We start from the raw sequence: 16,867 nt of genomic DNA on the forward strand, positions 1-16,867 counted from the left end.
CGGATGCCCGGGAACATCCCTTCCGACTTCCTCTCTCCCGCCGCCCCCCGCGTGTTCGCGCACCGGGGGCTGGCGGTGGATGCGCCGGAGAACACCCTTCTCGCCTTTGCGAGGGCAATCGCAGCCGGTGCGAGCTACATCGAGACCGACGTGCACACCAGCGCTGACGGTGTTGCGATCATCGCGCACGATGCGGACCTGTCGCGTGTTGCCCGCAGGAACGTGCGGGTCGACCAGCTCACCGCGGCCGAACTGGGAAAAATTGATCTGGGACACGGGCAATATTTCTGCACTCTCGCGCAGGCTCTCGACAGCTTTCCCGATACGCGATTCAACATCGATGTGAAATCTGCCCCGGCAGTAAATCCGACAATCGCGACCGTCCAAAAGTTCGACGCCTCGCATCGCGTTCTCGTCACGTCGTTCAACGAACGCCGTCGTTCTGCAGTCACTCATGGGCTGCCGGGGGTGGCCTCCTCGGCATCGGCCGCACGCCTGCTTCCTGCCCTGCTCGCGGCAAGGTTCGGCGTCGTTCCCCTGGTGAGATGGGCACTGCGGGGCTTGGTTGCCGTGCAGGTGCCGGAGAAAGCGGCCGGGATGGCTGTGACGCGTCCTGCGATGATTCGAGCGTTTCATGCTGCGGGTGTGGAGGTACACGTCTGGACGATCAACGACCCGGCACGCATGAGGGAACTGCTCGCGCTCGGGGTGGACGGCATTATCACCGACCGTGCCGACCTGGCACTCGCGGTAGTCGCAGAGCTGAACTGACCTGAACTGAACTGAACTGAACTCAGGAAGCTCGGCCGGGGCATCCTGCTCGCGGTTGTTTGCTGTGAACCAACTGGGAAGTGGCGCGCGCTTGGAAGGATACGCCCAGCTTGTGGGTTTATACCTATTGATGACCACGACATGAGAAGGAGGTCACATCATGGCGGACCGTAGTTTGCGCGGAATGAGACTCGGCACTCAGAGCCTACAGAGCGAAGAGGGTGTCGAATTTTCCCCGCGAAAGAAGAGCGTCTACCGGGCTGCTGACGGCAGCACATTCGAAGTGATCTTCTCTGCCGATGCCGAGGTGCCTCAGCAGTGGGAGTCGCCGAAGTCAGGTCTCGAGGGAGTGCTTCTGGCGGCCAATGGCGAGCCTGTCGTGCTCGACGAGACCGACGTGAAGATCCCCCGTAGCCATTGGGACATGCTGCTTGAGCGCCGCACCCGCGCCGAGCTCGAAGAACTATTGCAGGAACGCCTCGACTATCTTCGCTCCCGCAAGGGCCAGCAAAAGATCGGCGCCTAGCCACTGTCGATAGGGCTGGCCACTACTTGCTGGTCAACCTGAGCGGCGCGCTGCTAGGGCGCTTTTCCGGTGTCTCAGGGTCGCCTCAATCCCCCATGCGGTGACCCTGAGCAAGGCTTCCACGACAATCCCGGCATGCATTTTGGATTGCCCCGTTTCCCTCTCGATGAAGGTAATGGGGTGCTCCGCTACCCGGTGCCCGGTTCGTTCAAGCCGCCAGGCCATCTCCACCTGAAAGCAGTACCCCTGTGACGAGATCGCGTGCAGGTCAAGATCTCTCAGGGCGTCGGCCCTGAATACCCTGAAGCCGGCGGTGATGTCCCGGATGTTCGACCTCAGCATCACGCCTGAATACCAGTTGCCCGTGCGCGATATTGCCTTGCGAAGCGCAGGCCAGTTCACCACCGAGCCGCCGTCCACCCAGCGCGACCCGATCACGAGATCGGCTCCGTCTTCGGCCAGCGCGAGCATGGCCGGTAGGGACTGCGGATCGTGTGACCCGTCGGCATCCATCTCGACAACGAATTCGTAGCCCTCGCTCAGCGCCAGCTCGAAACCAGCCAGGTACGCCTGGCCGAGGCCGTTCTTTTCTTTTCGATGAAGAACGCGCATGCTTCGGTCGGTCGCGGCCAGGCGATCGGCAAGCTCGCCCGTGCCATCAGGGCTGGAGTCGTCCACGACGAGCAGGTCGGCCGCGGGGATCGCCGCGCGGATTCGGGTCACGATGCGCTCGAGGCCATTGATTTCGTTGAAGGTGGGCACGATGATGAGGGTCTTAGGCACGTCGTCTCCTGACGGTGAAGCCGGCGATGACGATACTCGCCAGGCCGAGGGCTGAGACGAACCACTCGAGTTCGCGACCAAAAGTCACAGCGGGGGTCACAGCGGTGCTGAGCCGGACGTCCTGGATCATTGAGCCGGGCTCGTACCAGGGCAGCTGCTGAACGATCGACCCATCGGGGGCGATGACGGCGCTCAGTCCAACAGTCGAGATGTTGACGACGCTGCGGCCCAGTTCCATGGCCCGGATCCGCGCGATGGCGAGTTGCTGCGCGCTCTCGTCGGTCATGCCGAAGTCGGCGTTGTTCGACGAGGCGAAGATGACCTGGGCGCCCTCTTCGACGGAGTCGGTCAGAAGCTGGTCGTCGACGATGTCGAAGCAGATATTCACCCCGACTGTCACGCCATTCACGTCCATGACCATGTCGGTCGTTCCGGGCGTGTAGTCGCGCCCGATGAGGTCGATCAGATCGGGTGCGAAAGGCCGCCAGAACGCGCGGTCGGGAACGTACTCACCAAAGGGAACGGGATGCTTCTTGTTGTAGAGGTCGAGGGCGCCCTCCCCCGACTTCCAGAGCATGACGGTGTTGTAGAACCTGTCATCGCTGGTGGTGATGCCCTGGGCGATCAGCGGTGCATCCATCTTCTCTGAAACGAAGTCGAACACTTGGCCTGTGTAGTCGTCGGTGAGGGGATCGGCGTAGGTGGTGCCCTCCGGCCACAGCACGACATCGACTGGCTCACCGAACAACGGAACGGTCGCATCGAGTTGGGCTTGCAAGAGCTCGTTGGCGGTCGAACCATCGAAATAGCCTGCTTTGCCAGCACCCTGCACGGCGGCAACCCGCAGGGAGCCCTCCGTAGGAACCTGCACGGCGGGAATCGCCAGCAGTACAGCGGCGAGGCCCACAGGCACGGCCGCCCTGGCCAATCGCGGTGCGCCCAGCACGCGGACACACTCCACTGTCACAGCGACGAGAAGCACCATCACGAAACTGACGCCAGACATTCCCAGCCAGCCGAACAGCGGCGAGAACGGGCTATCGGCCTGGGACATCGCGGCTCTCCCCCATGAGAATCCGCCATACGGCCACACCGCGGCCCAGGCCTCCCGCGCAGTCCACAGGCCCGCGATCGCGATCGGCAGCAGCGCAATCCTCGCCAGGACGCCGGGGAAGGCGCGTGGCATCCAGCGATAGGCCAGGGTGATCGCAAGCCCGCCGAGGGCGGCAAAGAGAGATTCGAGCACCGAGAGGGCAACCATCGGCAGCAACCCGAGAAACAGCGAAGCCCAGGAGATCTGGGTGAGGTAGAACGAGAGGCTCGCGACGAATGCAACCAGCAGGGCACTCGCATTGCGGCGTCCGATCAGACAGAGCAACACGAGACCGACGCCGACGAAGGTGAGTGGCCACAATCCCTTGTCAGGGAAGCCGGCATCCATCACAGGTCCTGATGCCACCGCCACGACCAGTGCGGCCCACATTGGAAGTGCGGCGTGGGTCTGCGGGGCCGGCCGCAGTCCAGAGAAGGTGAAGAGTCCGACGACGGGTCGCGTCGTCAGGTTGATGCTCACGGATAGAGCTTATTTGCTTCGGGACCCCGCTAGCTGTGAGGGCGGTCTGGCCCCGCACATACTTCGGTGCGGTCGGACCTGGCATCCGACCGCACCGAAATTCTTTGCAGCAGGCCTAGTGCTTGGTCGCCTTCTCTGCGCCGATTCCCGTGAGGGATCGGACCTCCATCTCGGCCTGCTTCTCCGGGCTCTCGACGCCTTTGTCGAGCACCGTCACGATCCACCCGAGGAAGAACGCGAGGGGAATCGAGACCAGCCCGGGGTTGGAGAGCGGGAAGAGCGCGAAGTTAGCCCCGGGGATCATCGACGTCGGGCTGCCAGACACAACCGGGGAGAATGCGATGAGCACGATCGCCGAGATGAGCCCGCCGTACATGCTCCAGACCGCGCCCCTGGTGGTGAAGCGCTTCCAGAACAGTGAGTACAGGATCGTCGGCAGGTTGGCCGATGCCGCGACAGCGAAGGCCAGTGCCACGAGGAAGGCGATGTTCTGCCCGTTTGCCCCGATGCCACCCACGATGGCCACGATGCCGATGACGACCACGGTACGACGGGCGACCTTGACCTCGTCTTCTGGCCGAGCCTTGCCCTTTTTGATGACGCTCGCGTAGATATCGTGAGCGAAGGATGCCGCGGCCGTGATGGTCAGACCCGCAACCACCGCAAGGATCGTGGCGAACGCCACAGCGGAGATCAGGCCGAGCAACAGCGGCCCGCCGAGTTCGAACGCGAGCAGTGGAGCCGCAGAGTTCGCGCCACCGGGTGCTGCCGCGATGGCTTCCGCTCCGATCAGTGCTGCGGCGCCGTAACCCAGCACGAGGGTGAAGATGTAGAAGATTCCGATGAGCCAAATCGCCCACACCACACTCCGTCGGGCCTCCTTCGCCGTCGGCACCGTGTAGAAGCGCATCAGCACGTGAGGCAGGGCTGCGGTTCCGAGCACGAGCGCAAGGCCGAGTGACAGGAAGTCGAGGCGACTTGCATCGCTGACCCCATATTTCAGGCCCGGGTCGAGGATCGCCGGGTTGTTGGCAGTAGCCACCGCGTGATCGAGCAAAGCCGACAGGTTGAAGCCGTGGAGTGCGAGCACCCAGACCGTCATCACTGCCGCGCCGCTGATGAGCAGCACTGCCTTGATGATCTGCACCCAGGTCGTGCCCTTCATGCCACCGATGAGCACATAGAGGATCATCAGACCACCGACGACGGTGATGACGATCGACTGTCCGAGCTTGTCGTCGATTCCCAGCAACAGGGAGACGAGTCCGCCAGCGCCGGCCATCTGGGCCAGCAGGTAGAAGAAACACACCACAAGCGTCGTCGTGGCCGCCGCGATACGCACGGGGCGCTGCTTCAGCCTGAATGAGAGCACATCCGCCATCGTGAATTTACCGGTGTTGCGCAGGAGCTCAGCCACCAGCAGCAGGGCGACCAGCCACGCGACAAGGAATCCAATCGAGTACAGGAAGCCGTCATAGCCCTGGATGGCGATGGCCCCGACTATCCCGAGGAAGGATGCGGCAGACAGGTAGTCTCCCGCGATAGCAGCACCGTTCTGAGGTCCCGTGAATGATCGGCCTGCCGCGTAGTAGTCGGCGGCCGTGTTGTTGTTCTTGCTTGCCCTGAAGACGATGATCATCGTGATCGCAACGAACCCGAGGAAGATCCCGATGTTCAGGATCGGATTGCCTGGCGCGCTCGACGCGGCTTCCATGTAAAGCATTAGCGGCCCGCCTTGTCAGTTAGCGCCTCGGGAATTTCCACGCTGTCGCGGATCTCCGTGGCAATGGGATCGAGGTGCTTATTCGCGTACGAGACGTACCACGTCGTCACGATGAAGGTCGTGGCGATCTGGGCCAGACCCAGCAGGAGCCCGATATTCACGCTTCCGAATACCCGAGTCGACATGAAGTCGTGGGCATATGCGGCGAGCAGTACGTAGGCCACGTACCAGAGCAAGCAGGCGATGACGACCGGAAACACGAAGCTCCGGTGCCGTCGTTTCAGTGTGCGGAATTTCTCGGACTCTCTCAGCGCCGCAAAGTCGGCGACGGGGGCCGCATCCTCAGCGATCGGGGCTTCATTGCCCATGGTGTCTCCCAGGTGGTTCGGCGTCGACGACAACGTCGACGGTTCCGTGGTGCGGTTCATTCCACTATGACTTACGTCACCTGTCCCGTGGCCACTCTGCCATTCGTCATCGACCAGCGGCGGCGATAGTGCGGCGAACGGCGAGAAGAGTTCGATGAACGATGGCCTATCGTGGGCAGCATGACGTGGTCGGTGTTGATCGCCCTGGCCGTGGGAACCGTGGCGGGGCTCGGTGTCTCGGTGATCTACGCCCTGGCGAGGAGATATGCGCGAGGGTCGCGGGAACTCGGCACCGACGCCGAACGCGCCACCTTCGAGACGCTCAACCTCGCCTCGCGCGCCGCGACCCATCTACGTGGCGGCCTTCTCGCCGGAGATCCGGCGAGGGCGGCTCGATATCTCCGTGTTTTGTTGAACTGCGAGGTGCTGGTGATCGTCGACGAGCGCGGAGCCATCGCCGTCGACGGCGGATCGGATCGTGTGCGGGCATCGGCGGAACGACTCGCCCAGGCCGCACGGCAGAGCGGGCGGGTGGAGTTATCGCGCGCCGTGGTCCAGCTCGAGCACGGCGAACGGGATGGCGTGGCTGCACCGATCATGATCAGGGGTCGTTCGATCGGTGCCATCGTCGCGTTCTCCCGAACCGTTCGCCCCGGCCTCGTGAGGGCGACCGACGAGGTGGCGGATTGGGTTGCAGCACAACTCGAACTTGCCGACCTGGATGCCTCGCGCGCTGCATTGGCCGAGGCAGAGGTTCGGGCGCTCAGGGCTCAGATCAGTCCGCACTTCATCTACAACGCCCTCAATGCGATCGCGTCGTTCATCACCACCGATCCCCCGAAGGCACGAGATCTCGTGCTCGAGTTCGCGGATTTCACCAGGTACTCCTTCCGTCGTGATGGCGACTTCACAACCATTGCCGAAGAATTGGGCAGCGTCGACTCCTATTTGAAGCTGGAGCGCGCACGGTTCGGTGACAGGATCTCTGTGACCCTCCAGATCGCCCCAGAGGTACTGGGCACCGTGATTCCGTTCCTCAGTGTGCAGCCGCTGGTCGAGAATGCCGTCCGTCACGGTCTGGAATCCAAGGAGGGCGGTGGGCACATCACGATCACCGCCGAGGATTCGGGGTCGTACGCGCAGATAACCGTCGAAGACGACGGTGTCGGCATCGATCCTGAGGTTCTGCGTGATGTGCTCGCGGGGAGGCCGAGCACCGGTCATATCGGGCTGAGGAATGTGGATTCCCGGTTGCGCCAGGTATATGGCAACGCGCACGGCCTCGTCGTGGAGACCAACCTCGATGCCGGTACCCTCGTGACGATGCGGGTGCCGAAATCCCAACCGGATCATCTCGCGGGCCAGGATCAGGGGCGCTGATGCACGCATACACAGGGGATGCCGAACAGCCTGGCCTCACGGTGCTCGTCGCTGACGATGAGCTGCCCGCTGTCGACGAACTGGCGAGGATGTTGCGCGATGACCGCAGGGTCGGCACCATCTACAGGGCGTCATCTGGTTCGGACGCGATCCGGCAGCTCGCCACGACGAGTGTGGATGTGGCGTTCCTCGACATCCATATGCCCGGCCTTTCGGGATTCGACCTGGCGCGCGCGATCGCTCGTTTCGACCGACGGCCCGCCATAGTCTTCGTCACCGCCGACGAGGATGGTGCGATCGAGGCCTTCGACCTCGAGGCGATCGACTACCTGCTGAAGCCGGTGCGGGCCGAACGGGTGGTGCGGTGCATCAGCCGCGTCATCGACGGTCTCGAATCCAGGATGCCCGCGGTCGTTCCGGCACGGGAGGGCCTCATCGCGGTCACGGTGGGGTCGACCACCCGCATGATCAGGCGTGAGGATGTGCACTACGTGCAGGCCCAGGGCGACTACGCGAGGTTGTTCACTGACGACTCCAGCCATCTCGTCCGAATCCCGATCTCAGACCTCGAACGCCAGTGGGCCGACGCAGGTTTCCTGCGCATCCATCGCTCCTATCTCGTGGACCTCGCCAGGATCGAGAGGCTGAAGCTGGGCACCGGACATCCGAGCGTCACGATCGCAGGCGCAGAGTTGCCGGTGAGCCGCAGGCTCGTCGCGTCAGTGCGGGACATGGTGGAGTCGAACCGGATCAGGCGACGGTCATGATCGGCCCGGAACAGCAGCCCGTGCGGCCTCGTGAGAGGGTGACGGCTCCCGAGGCGACAACCAGCCGTGCCGAGGCGAGAGAGGGTCCGATCGACATCGACATCGACATCGGCACCGTCTACGTCCGCTCGCTGGTGCGATCACAGCTGAGACTGGCCGTCGCGTGTGCGGCCGGTTTCGCCGTGCTGCTGCTTGGTTTTGCCGCGTCATTCGTGCTCATGCCCGACCTTGGCTCGCTGCTGGTGCTGGGGGTGCCGGTGTCGTGGCTGATGCTCGGGTTCGGCGGTTACCCACTGGTCATCGGAATCGCCGTGATTTATGTCAGGGCCGCAAGGCGCAATGAGGCCGGATACCTGGCGTTGAGCGGCAGCGCTCGGCGCGAGTCTGACGGCGATCCGACATGAATCCTGTTCTCGGGTACATCGCGATCGCCCTGGTGACCGCAGCCACCGCACTCATCGGATTCTTCGGGCTCCGGTTCTCGCGCACGACAAGTGACTTCTACGTGGCCTCGAGAACCGTGAAACCGTGGTGGAACGCCTCGGCGATCGGAGGGGAGTACCTGTCAGCGGCGAGCTTCCTCGGTATCGCCGGGCTGATCCTGTTGCAGGGATCGGATGCGCTGTGGTTTCCGATCGGCTACACGGCCGGGTACCTCATGCTGCTGCTGTTCGTCGCCGCCCCGTTGCGGCGTTCCGGCGCATACACGATCCCCGATTTCACCCAGGCCAGGCTCGAATCGACGGCCGTGCGACGCATCACCAGCATCCTGGTCATCGTCATCGGCTGGTTGTACATCGTGCCCCAGCTGCAGGGAGCCGCCCTCACCGTGCGCATCACCACCGGCCTCCCGGCGTGGATCGGAGCCGTTGCCGTCGCGGTGATCGTCGGCGTGGTGGTGGCGGCCGGGGGCATGCGGTCGATCACTTTCGTGCAGGCCTTCCAGTTCTGGTTGAAGCTCACCGCGATCGCCGTCCCCGTGGTGTTCATGCTCCTGGTGATCTCAGACGTTCCTTCCCTCGACCCCATGCTTGCTTTTCCGATAGAACTCGCCCCGAGTACTCCTGACACCTACCGCACGGTCTCCCTCCTGGTGGCGCTGCTGCTGGGGACCCTCGGGCTTCCTCACGTTCTCGTGAGGTTCTATACGAATCCGGATGGCGTGGCCGCGCGAAACACGACTCTCATCGTGCTGGCCCTGCTGAGTGTGTTCTACGTCTTCCCGACGATCATCGGGTTGCTCGGTCGAGCCCTCGCACCAGATCTTGCGGAGCCCGCCGCAGCGGATGCCCTCGTGCTGTTGCTGCCCGGCCGGCTCATCCCGGGCCCTCTCGGAGACGCAATGACGGCGCTCGTCATCGCCGGAGCGTTCGGTGCCTTTCTCTCGACCTCGACCGGTCTCGTGGTGTCACTGGCGGGGGTCATCAGCCAGGAGGCCTTTGGCGGCAGCGTGAGAGGCTTCAGGATTGCGGCAGCACTGTCGATCGTCGTGCCCCTCGCTGTCTCGTTGCTGGCCTCCCCCGGCGGACTTGCGGGAAGCGTCGGGTTGGTGTTCGCCTTCACCGCATCGACTCTCTGTCCGGTTCTCGTCCTGGGAATCTGGTGGCGCGGATTGACGGCCCGTGGTGCCGTGGCCGGGATGGTGACGGGCGGCTCAGCCTGCGGCCTCGCTATCGTTGCCGGTGCCACGATCGGTCCTGGCTCCGGCGTTATCTCGTCGGTGCTCGCACAGCCCGCAGCGTGGACAGTACCGCTCGCCGCGGCGGTGATGGTCGGTGTGTCGCTGGCCGACTACCGTCACATCCCGCGAGGGACTGACCGGTTCATGCGCCGACTGCACGTGCCAGAGCGGCCCACAATCCCTGCCCCATAGGGGCGCCGGGTGCCGCTGCTCAGGCGACCGAACTGTAGGCGACGATTCCCCGGCGGATCGAGTCGAGCGCGGTTCGCGCAGTTCGGCCCACCTCGCCATTGGCGACCACGGAGAGCTGGTCGAGAAGGTCGATGACCTGCTTGGTCACCCGCACGAAGTCACCGGCCGCCATATCGGCTTCCCTCAATACCGCATCCAGGCTGGTGCCACTGGCCCAGCGATACATCGCGAGGGCGAGTCCCGCCGCCAGGGGCTGGCTTCCTGGAAGCTTGTTGAGCCGCTCCAGGTCGTCGAGCTCGCTCCACAGGTTTCCCGTGAGATCGAACGCCTCGCGGAACCGTCCGCGCGGAAGGTGCCTGTCGCCCAGCTGCCCCTCTTCACGACGCGGCTCGTACACCAGCGTCGTCGCCATTGCCGCAAGGGATGCGGGGTCGAGTTCGTCCCAGAAACCGCGGCGCAGGGACTCGGTGATGAGCAGGTCACGCTCGCCGTAGATGCGCCGCAGCATCCTGCCATTCGCATTGAGCGAGAGCTCACCCGACTTGGTTGTCGAAAGGTAGCCGAGTTGCGACAGCACGACCGTCACCCTGTCGAAGACCTTTGCGACGGCTCCGGTGCGGCCGCGGATCTGGGTGCTCAGCTGCTCAGTCTCCCGCTTGAGCTTCCACCAGCGCTCGGCCCACCGCGCATGCTGCTCCCGCTCAGGGCAGGCGTGGCACGGGTGCTGCTTCATCCGTCGTCGAAGGTCAGTGAGCTGTCGCTGGCGACGATCCCGCTCGGCTCGGCTCGACGTGTCTGCGCGTGACTGGCCTTTACGTTCCAGGTCGCTCAGTTCCCGTCGGATTCCCGAGTACTCGGCGAAGTCGCCCAGATGGCAGCTCATCGACGAGGAATAGCCGTCGAGCGACTGCTCCTGCGAACGTACCTTGCGCGCGAGTTCGACGACGGCGCGGTCAGCCTGGAACTGCGCGAAACTCGACTCCAGGATCTCCCGGGTCCGGTCCCGTCCGAACTTGTCGATCAGGTTCACGGCCATGTTGTAGGTGGGCTTGAAGCTGGAATTGAGCGGGTAAGTGCGTCTCGATGCGAGGGATGCCACGGCCTGGGGGTCGAGCCCGTCAACCCACTGGATGACCGAGTGCCCCTCGACGTCGATGCCCCGTCGACCGGCCCTGCCCGTCAGCTGGGTGTACTCCCCCGGCGTGATCGGAACGCGTGCCTCACCGTTGAACTTCTCCAGCTTTTCGAGCACCACGGTTCGCGCCGGCATGTTGATACCCAGGGCTAGTGTCTCGGTGGCGAAGACGACCTTGACCAGTTTCTTCTGGAAGAGCTCTTCGACTACCTCCTTGAAGGCGGGCAGCAGGCCAGCGTGATGGGCCGCGACGCCGCGCTCGAGACCGCTCAGCCACTCCCAATAGCCGAGCACCGCGAGGTCTTCGTCGAGCAGTGTGCGGCAGCGTTCCTCCACGATCGCGCGGATCTCGTTGCGCTCCTCGATGGTAGTCACACTGATTCCGGCACGAAGCACCTTGCTTACGGCCTGGTCGCACCCGACCCTGGAGAAGATGAAGAAGATCGCGGGCAGCAGGTTCTTGCTGTCCAGCAGCTTCACCACGTCTGGGCGATCCATGCGCATCGACTCTTGCCGGCCGCCCTGTGGGTGGTTACGACGCGAGTCGTGCGACCGGCGTGAACCACCCGGGCGCCCACTGAACCGCGCCAGCTGGGCGAGCTCAGGGTTCACCCTGTGGGTTGCCGCAAGCCCTGAACTGTCGAACAGGTCGACGAGCTTGGTGCGCATCAGGATGTGCTGGTCGAGCGGCACCGGCCGGTCTTCCGAGACGATGACCTCGGTGTCTCCCCGCACTGCCTGCAGCCAATCACCGAACTCCTCGGCATTGGATACCGTGGCGCTCAGCGACACCATCGTGACGTGCTGCGGAAGATGGATGATGACCTCCTCCCACACCGCCCCGCGAAACCTGTCGGCCAGGAAGTGCACTTCATCCATCACGACGCAACTCAGGTTCTTCAGCAGGTCCGAGTTGGCGTAGAGCATGTTGCGCAGCACTTCGGTGGTCATGACCACGATGCGGGCGTGGGAATTGATGTTGGTGTCACCGGTGAGGAGGCCGACCGCATCCTCACCGTATTCGGCCTGCAACTCCTGGAACTTCTGGTTGCTCAGCGCCTTCATCGGGGCCGTGTAGAAGACCTTGTCGCTCTGCTGCAGCATCGCGCGGTAGATGGCGAACTCGGCGATGATCGTCTTGCCAGCCCCGGTCGGGGCCGCCACGAGCACGCTCTTACCGCCCTCGACGACAGTGCACGCCGCGATCTGGTAGTCGTCGAGGTCGAAGCGTTGGGCAGCACGAAACGACTGGAGGATGGGCAGATCCCGATTCTTCTTCGCCGCCGCGAACCGCTCTGCCGGCGACAGGATCTGGTCGGTCACAGGTCAGACACCGGCATGCTTCCCGAGGATTCCACCCTGGCGAGCCTGCGGGCGACCGCTCGATCGTGAATCCAGGAAACCCCCACCGCAGCAAAGTACAGCACCACCATCGGGATCGCCAACAGGAACATCGAGACGATGTCGACCGCCGGTGTCGCAACCGCGCAGAACAGGGTGATGACCAGGATCGCCACCCGCCAGCCCTTGAGAATTGCTGCTGCGCTCAGGATGCCGACGAAGTTCAGCAACACGAGAAACACCGGCAAGACGAACCCGACCCCGACAGCCAGCACGAGCTTGAGGATGAAGTCGTAGTAGATGCGGGCATCCAGGATCACCGCGTCCTCCTGGGGTGTGAAGGATGCGAGCAACTCGACCATGTGAGGGAACAGCAGCCAGCCTGTGAAACCACCAGCGAGGAACAGGGGAACGGCAGAGAAGAAGAAACCGAAGGTGTAGCGCTTCTCGCGGCCGGTGAGGCCGGGAACGAGAAACGCGAAGATCTGGAACAACCAGATGGGGCTGGCGATGAGGATCGCGATCGTGAGCCCGATCTGCAGGTGCAGATCGAACGCGGCAGACACCGTGGTGTAGCTGATGGTGGCTGAATAGTCTTCGGCGATCTTGGTGATCGGCACTCGCATGCCGTCTTTCACGAAATCGGTGAGGCTGGACAGCTGAAACGGCAGCCTGAGCAGTGCCGCAACTCCTGACCAATCTACGAAGGCGATGATGGCGGCCACGACGATAGCCACGGCCGAGATCACTAGCCTTTTACGAAGTTCCCGAAGGTGATCACCGAGCGACATTCGCTCGTCGCTTGCGGTGCGCCACCTCCCCGGGCGGGTGGCCACCCGCGCTAGGGTTTCGGCTTAGTGGCGCCCGTGGAAGTAGTGCCCGTGGTGGTGTCGGTGGAAGTGGTGGCGGTCGGGCTGTCTGTCGAGACCGGAGTCGAGGTGTCAGCCGCGGAGTTCCCGGCGGGCGCATCGTTGCCGTTCTCGTCTTTCATCGTCTTGACTTCGCTGCGGAAGATGCGCATCGACTGGCCGAGGCTGCGCGCGAGACCGGGAAGCTTCGGTGCGCCGAACAACAACAGCACGATGGCGAGGATGACCAGCAGGTGGGGCCATCCGAAAGCATTGCCGAACATGGGTGCTCCTTATGCTGGGGCGGTCAATCTTCCCAGTATAACCGGCAATGCTGAAGGGTTGGCGTGACTCGAACCGCGTCAGGATCCAGTGCGGGGAGGTCGCCGGCGCGCGCCCAGCGCGGCTGGCCACTCGGTGCTGGCCACGTCGACGCTGCCGATCTCGATGGCCCGTGCCATCCGTCGCTCCTGTCTCGCACCGCGTCGTTGACGCCGTGCGGCGACCCGGCCGGCTTCCCTGGCCCTGACGTCGAGTGGATCAGCGAGCACAGCCAGATTCGTGGCGGGAAGGTCGTACGTGTGCTCGGCATCACTGAGGATGTCGAGTTTGTCGGTCAGGTCAGCGAGGTCATCCAGGAGCCCGAGACCCGCCCGGAAAAGGCGCCACGCGAATAGTGTGAGCATGGCGATCGAGCCGAGCCCGAGAGCGAGCCAGATCAGCAGCCAGCCCCACCAGGCGATTCCTTCCGACATGGCCGTCACATCGCTTCGCGGCGCGTCGGATCCGGTGCGTCGGGGCTGAGGTATCGCGCTGCCGCCGCGGCAGCCCATTCCCGGACGACGGCACGAGCCTCGGCAGGCTCGACGACGGTCGCGACCCCCGGCAGCCGGGCGATGAGTCGTTTGAGCCCGTGATAGTGCGATACCCGGACCGTCGTCCGCACGAGGCCGTCGTGTTCGGAGCTGACAGTGCCCTCCGGAACGTAGTCGGCGATGAGCGGCAGTGCCGAAGCAGCGACATCGAGGGTGACGAAGAGGTCATCAGCCGAACCCTCGAAGAGCACGTCGGGCAGCGGCACGTCCCTCGGGTCGTGGGTGATGGGTTCGACTGTGATGGCCGGAGTGGACATGCGGTCGAGCCTGAAGGTGCGCACGGCCTCCCGGCCATGATCCCAGCCGCGCAGGTACCAGTCCGCGTCGATCGATTCGACCCTCAACGGATCGACCTCACGTCGCTCCCGCTGACCCTGGGAGTTCAGGTAGTCGAACTCGAGGCGGAGGCCATTCTCGACGGAGGTCCGGATGAGCGCGAGGGTGCTGTCGGTTTCGCTCGCCTCCACGCCCACGGGGCTCGGGGCCGACGACGCGCCCCTCGAGAGCTTAGAGCTGAGAGTCGCAATCGCTTCGCGGTCGGCGTGTTCGGGCAGCGATGACAGGTACTGCAGCCCTGCGATGAGGGCTGCGGCCTCCCTGGCGGAGAATCTCGGTGACTCGTCGATAGCCACGAGGTTCGTCAGGACGATCTCGTCGGTCTCTTCGAAGGTGTCCCATGCGATGTCGAAGAGGTCGCCGTGCTGGTACGTGGCAGTCTCACCCGGGATGCCCGACACACCGATGAGCCGCACAGCCTCGCGGATCTGCTCGGGCGGCACCCCGAAGTGGCGGGCAGCGTCCACCACCCGCACCCTGTCGTGATCCATCAGGTACGGCACGAGCGACAGCAGGAAAACGAGTTTGTCCTGGGCGAGCCTCGGAGGGTTCTGCGCGGCGCCACTTCGTTTAGCCATGATCTGCCGCCGTTCGCTCCAGCCGCGCCCGCACCGCGTCACGCAGCTCTGGCGGCGAGATGACGAGAGCCTCCGGACCATAGCCGGCGAGCTCGTCAGCGAAGATGTTGAGGTCGGAATAGTGGAGGTTGAGGGTTCCGGCGCCGGGAACTGTGGCTCCTCGTCGTTTACCGAGGCGGGTCGCGGCATCCGTGCCCTCGTCGACCTGAACGACGGCCGAGTTCGAGTTCCAGACCGTCTCGAGCTCGGAGAGTGCGAGGTCGGCCTGTCCCGGTGCCGACGGCGCAAAAGTGGTGGCGAGCGTGCTCACCTGGGTCACGATCCGTCTCAGGAGGAACGTCTTCGTCGTCGACGTGGACTGGTCGGTAGCGAACAGGTGCCAGCGACCCTGGTGCTGCACCAGCGCGCGCGGCTCGACCGTTCTCACACGAGCTTCGCTCTCGCCGGGCTTCAGGTATCCGAAGCGAACGACCTGGCGCCTCTCCAGCGCCGTGCCGAGCGGATCGAAAGCGGCTTCACGCACGCGGACCCGGGGTGCGTACCCCAGGACAGGTTCGGTCGTCGTCACTCCGAGTGACCGCAGTTTGAGGATGGCGCGCCGGGATTCGGCAGACAACGATCCTTCGCGCCAGACCATCGCGGCAAGGTTCAAGAGGGTCGTCTCTTCCGGCGAGAAACGGATATCCGTGGGCAACTCGTACGCCCCCCGCGGGATGCGGTACCTCAGGTTGTGGTTGTCACCGGCGTGCCCGGGACTGTCGATGGTCTCGAGGGGCACCCCGAGGTCGCGGATGTCGTCCTTGTCGCGCTCGAACTGGCGCTCCAGGTTCGCGTTGTCTCCCGAGCGGGAGAACTTCTGGCGATACCCCTGCACCGTCGAGAGGATGTCGGTCTTGGTTAGGCCGGCATCTGTGGCGAGCAGCGCGAGGACCAGGCTGAAGAGTCTCTCCTCTGCCGGGATCCTGGATGCACCACCCACGTTGGCCACGTGAACGGGCTATTCGATGCCGAGGATGTCGAACACGAACACCATCGTTGAGCCATCCGGCACGGTGGAGGGGCCCTGACCCGTCGGATATCCGTCTTTCGGCGGGATCACTGCGATGACCTGCGATCCGACGCGCTGGCCGACCAGGGCTTTCGCGAATCCGGGAACCAAGCCACCGGGGTTGTCTTTCAGGCTCGTTGCCACCAGCATCGCCGGAGCGTTACGTTCCCAGGTGGAATCGAAGACCTTTTTGGTGTCCCAGAGCACGCCCGTGTAGTGCAGCACGACCCTGTCGTCTTTCTCGACTTTCGCACCGTTTCCGGCTTTCAGGGTCTCGATCGCCAGCGTGGTGGGCGGCTTGGGGTCGGGGAAGGTGAAGCCAGGGCGTCCGTCCGGCGCGAGCACGATTGACGGGAATCCGGCCTTCAGGATCTGGTCTGCGCCGTTGGCTTTACCGAGGTAGACAGACTGCACATCGACGACGATCGCGACCGTGTCATCCGCAGCAAGCGACAGGCTGTTTTGCTGGATGGCGCCATCGCCGATGAGGTCACCCGCGGTTCCGACGGCCGCGACTCGCGAACCGACCCTCGCGCACTGTCCGATGGCACCGAACGCGGGGGTGGAGTCGATGGCACTGAAGAGCGCGCCAGCATTGTCGTAATTGGTCGCGATGATGGTGTCGCCGGTCTTGCCGTCGTAGATCGTCAGCTGCACCACGGTGGTGGCCCCTGGCGCGACGCGCTTGCCATTGCCGTTGCCGTCGGAGATGACATGCATCTGGCTGGCACCGGCGGCCACCAGCGGCGTCGGAAACGATGCCTTCGGGTCATTGCCGAACGTGCCGTCAGCCGTCACGAGGGCGGCGTTGGAGCCTGAAGCGATCGACGGTACGCAACCATCGATGCCGCCAGGGCCCGCTGCGCACGACGAGAGGGAGACCAGCAGTGCTGAGGCCGCGATGATGGCTGGAAGCTTGCGCACGAGAAATCTCATTTCTTT

At 64.1% G+C, this 16,867-nt stretch carries 17 protein-coding genes; 6 read left to right on the plus strand and 11 right to left on the minus strand.

Annotated features, from left to right (window positions below):
• The first annotated feature begins 3 nt into the window (after positions 1 to 3).
• Positions 4 to 771, plus strand: coding sequence for a glycerophosphodiester phosphodiesterase family protein (locus IEW81_RS14090; protein WP_097061007.1), 768 nt, complete (start codon positions 4 to 6; stop codon positions 769 to 771).
• A 160-nt stretch (positions 772 to 931) separates the two neighbouring features.
• Positions 932 to 1,297 carry an RNA polymerase-binding protein RbpA gene (locus tag IEW81_RS14095; RefSeq protein WP_097061006.1) on the plus strand — a complete coding sequence of 122 codons (366 nt, stop codon included), beginning with the start codon at positions 932 to 934 and terminating at the stop codon, positions 1,295 to 1,297.
• A 33-nt stretch (positions 1,298 to 1,330) separates the two neighbouring features.
• Here the strand turns inward: IEW81_RS14095 and IEW81_RS14100 are convergent, their stop codons facing one another.
• The 4 genes from IEW81_RS14100 to IEW81_RS14115 form a co-directional block, all read right to left on the minus strand.
• The gene (locus IEW81_RS14100; protein ID WP_097061005.1) at positions 1,331 to 2,080 is read right to left on the minus strand and encodes a polyprenol monophosphomannose synthase; all 750 of its coding nucleotides are present in this window, start codon (positions 2,078 to 2,080) and stop codon (positions 1,331 to 1,333) included.
• Complete coding sequence (gene lnt / locus IEW81_RS14105; RefSeq protein WP_229671421.1) at positions 2,073 to 3,653, minus strand: apolipoprotein N-acyltransferase; 1,581 nt, start codon at positions 3,651 to 3,653, stop codon at positions 2,073 to 2,075. Before lnt ends, IEW81_RS14100 begins: the two co-directional genes overlap by 8 nt.
• A gap of 115 nt (positions 3,654 to 3,768) precedes the next feature.
• Positions 3,769 to 5,376, minus strand: a complete 1,608-nt coding sequence (locus IEW81_RS14110; protein ID WP_097061004.1) for a monocarboxylic acid transporter — start codon at positions 5,374 to 5,376, stop codon at positions 3,769 to 3,771.
• Positions 5,376 to 5,744, minus strand: a complete 369-nt coding sequence (locus IEW81_RS14115) for a DUF485 domain-containing protein (RefSeq protein ID WP_097061452.1) — start codon at positions 5,742 to 5,744, stop codon at positions 5,376 to 5,378. The genes IEW81_RS14110 and IEW81_RS14115 overlap by 1 nt, the downstream gene beginning before the upstream one ends.
• 180 nt (positions 5,745 to 5,924) lie before the next feature.
• Between IEW81_RS14115 and IEW81_RS14120 the strand changes: the two genes are divergently transcribed.
• The 4 genes from IEW81_RS14120 to IEW81_RS14135 are packed head-to-tail and all read left to right on the plus strand — an operon-like array spanning position 5,925 to position 9,764.
• Positions 5,925 to 7,124, plus strand: a complete 1,200-nt coding sequence (locus IEW81_RS14120) for a sensor histidine kinase (RefSeq protein ID WP_097061451.1) — start codon at positions 5,925 to 5,927, stop codon at positions 7,122 to 7,124.
• Entirely contained in the window at positions 7,124 to 7,891 is a 768-nt protein-coding gene (locus IEW81_RS14125) for a LytR/AlgR family response regulator transcription factor (RefSeq protein ID WP_097061003.1), read from the plus strand. The genes IEW81_RS14120 and IEW81_RS14125 overlap by 1 nt, the downstream gene beginning before the upstream one ends.
• Positions 7,888 to 8,295, plus strand: coding sequence for a DUF485 domain-containing protein (locus IEW81_RS14130; protein ID WP_229671422.1), 408 nt, complete (start codon positions 7,888 to 7,890; stop codon positions 8,293 to 8,295). Before IEW81_RS14125 ends, IEW81_RS14130 begins: the two co-directional genes overlap by 4 nt.
• Positions 8,292 to 9,764, plus strand: coding sequence for a sodium/solute symporter (locus IEW81_RS14135; protein ID WP_097061002.1), 1,473 nt, complete (start codon positions 8,292 to 8,294; stop codon positions 9,762 to 9,764). The genes IEW81_RS14130 and IEW81_RS14135 overlap by 4 nt, the downstream gene beginning before the upstream one ends.
• 19 nt (positions 9,765 to 9,783) lie before the next feature.
• Here IEW81_RS14135 and IEW81_RS14140 read toward each other — a convergent pair whose 3' ends face one another.
• The 7 genes from IEW81_RS14140 to IEW81_RS14170 all read right to left on the minus strand — a co-directional run bounded on the left by IEW81_RS14140 (position 9,784) and on the right by IEW81_RS14170 (position 16,849).
• Positions 9,784 to 12,222, minus strand: coding sequence for a DEAD/DEAH box helicase (locus IEW81_RS14140; RefSeq protein ID WP_097061001.1), 2,439 nt, complete (start codon positions 12,220 to 12,222; stop codon positions 9,784 to 9,786).
• Entirely contained in the window at positions 12,219 to 13,031 is an 813-nt protein-coding gene (gene tatC, locus IEW81_RS14145) for a twin-arginine translocase subunit TatC (protein WP_097061000.1), read from the minus strand. The genes IEW81_RS14140 and tatC overlap by 4 nt, the downstream gene beginning before the upstream one ends.
• Before the next feature lie 50 nt (positions 13,032 to 13,081).
• Positions 13,082 to 13,372 (minus strand): Sec-independent protein translocase subunit TatA, encoded by a 291-nt coding sequence (gene tatA, locus IEW81_RS14150; protein WP_097060999.1) that lies wholly within the window; start codon positions 13,370 to 13,372, stop codon positions 13,082 to 13,084.
• A 78-nt stretch (positions 13,373 to 13,450) separates the two neighbouring features.
• Positions 13,451 to 13,843, minus strand: a complete 393-nt coding sequence (locus tag IEW81_RS14155) for a hypothetical protein (protein WP_143544682.1) — start codon at positions 13,841 to 13,843, stop codon at positions 13,451 to 13,453.
• A gap of 5 nt (positions 13,844 to 13,848) precedes the next feature.
• Positions 13,849 to 14,877, minus strand: coding sequence for a helix-turn-helix transcriptional regulator (locus IEW81_RS14160; RefSeq protein ID WP_097060997.1), 1,029 nt, complete (start codon positions 14,875 to 14,877; stop codon positions 13,849 to 13,851).
• Entirely contained in the window at positions 14,870 to 15,865 is a 996-nt protein-coding gene (locus tag IEW81_RS14165) for a helix-turn-helix transcriptional regulator (protein ID WP_097060996.1), read from the minus strand. The genes IEW81_RS14160 and IEW81_RS14165 overlap by 8 nt, the downstream gene beginning before the upstream one ends.
• A 9-nt stretch (positions 15,866 to 15,874) precedes the next feature.
• A complete protein-coding gene (locus tag IEW81_RS14170; protein ID WP_179691856.1) occupies positions 15,875 to 16,849 on the minus strand; it encodes an FKBP-type peptidyl-prolyl cis-trans isomerase in 975 nt (324 codons plus the stop codon).
• Between the last annotated feature and the right edge of the window lie 18 nt (positions 16,850 to 16,867).

This window comes from Salinibacterium xinjiangense (genome assembly GCF_014645015.1).
In the GTDB taxonomy this organism is placed as follows: Bacteria; Actinomycetota; Actinomycetes; order Actinomycetales; family Microbacteriaceae; genus Rhodoglobus; species Rhodoglobus xinjiangensis.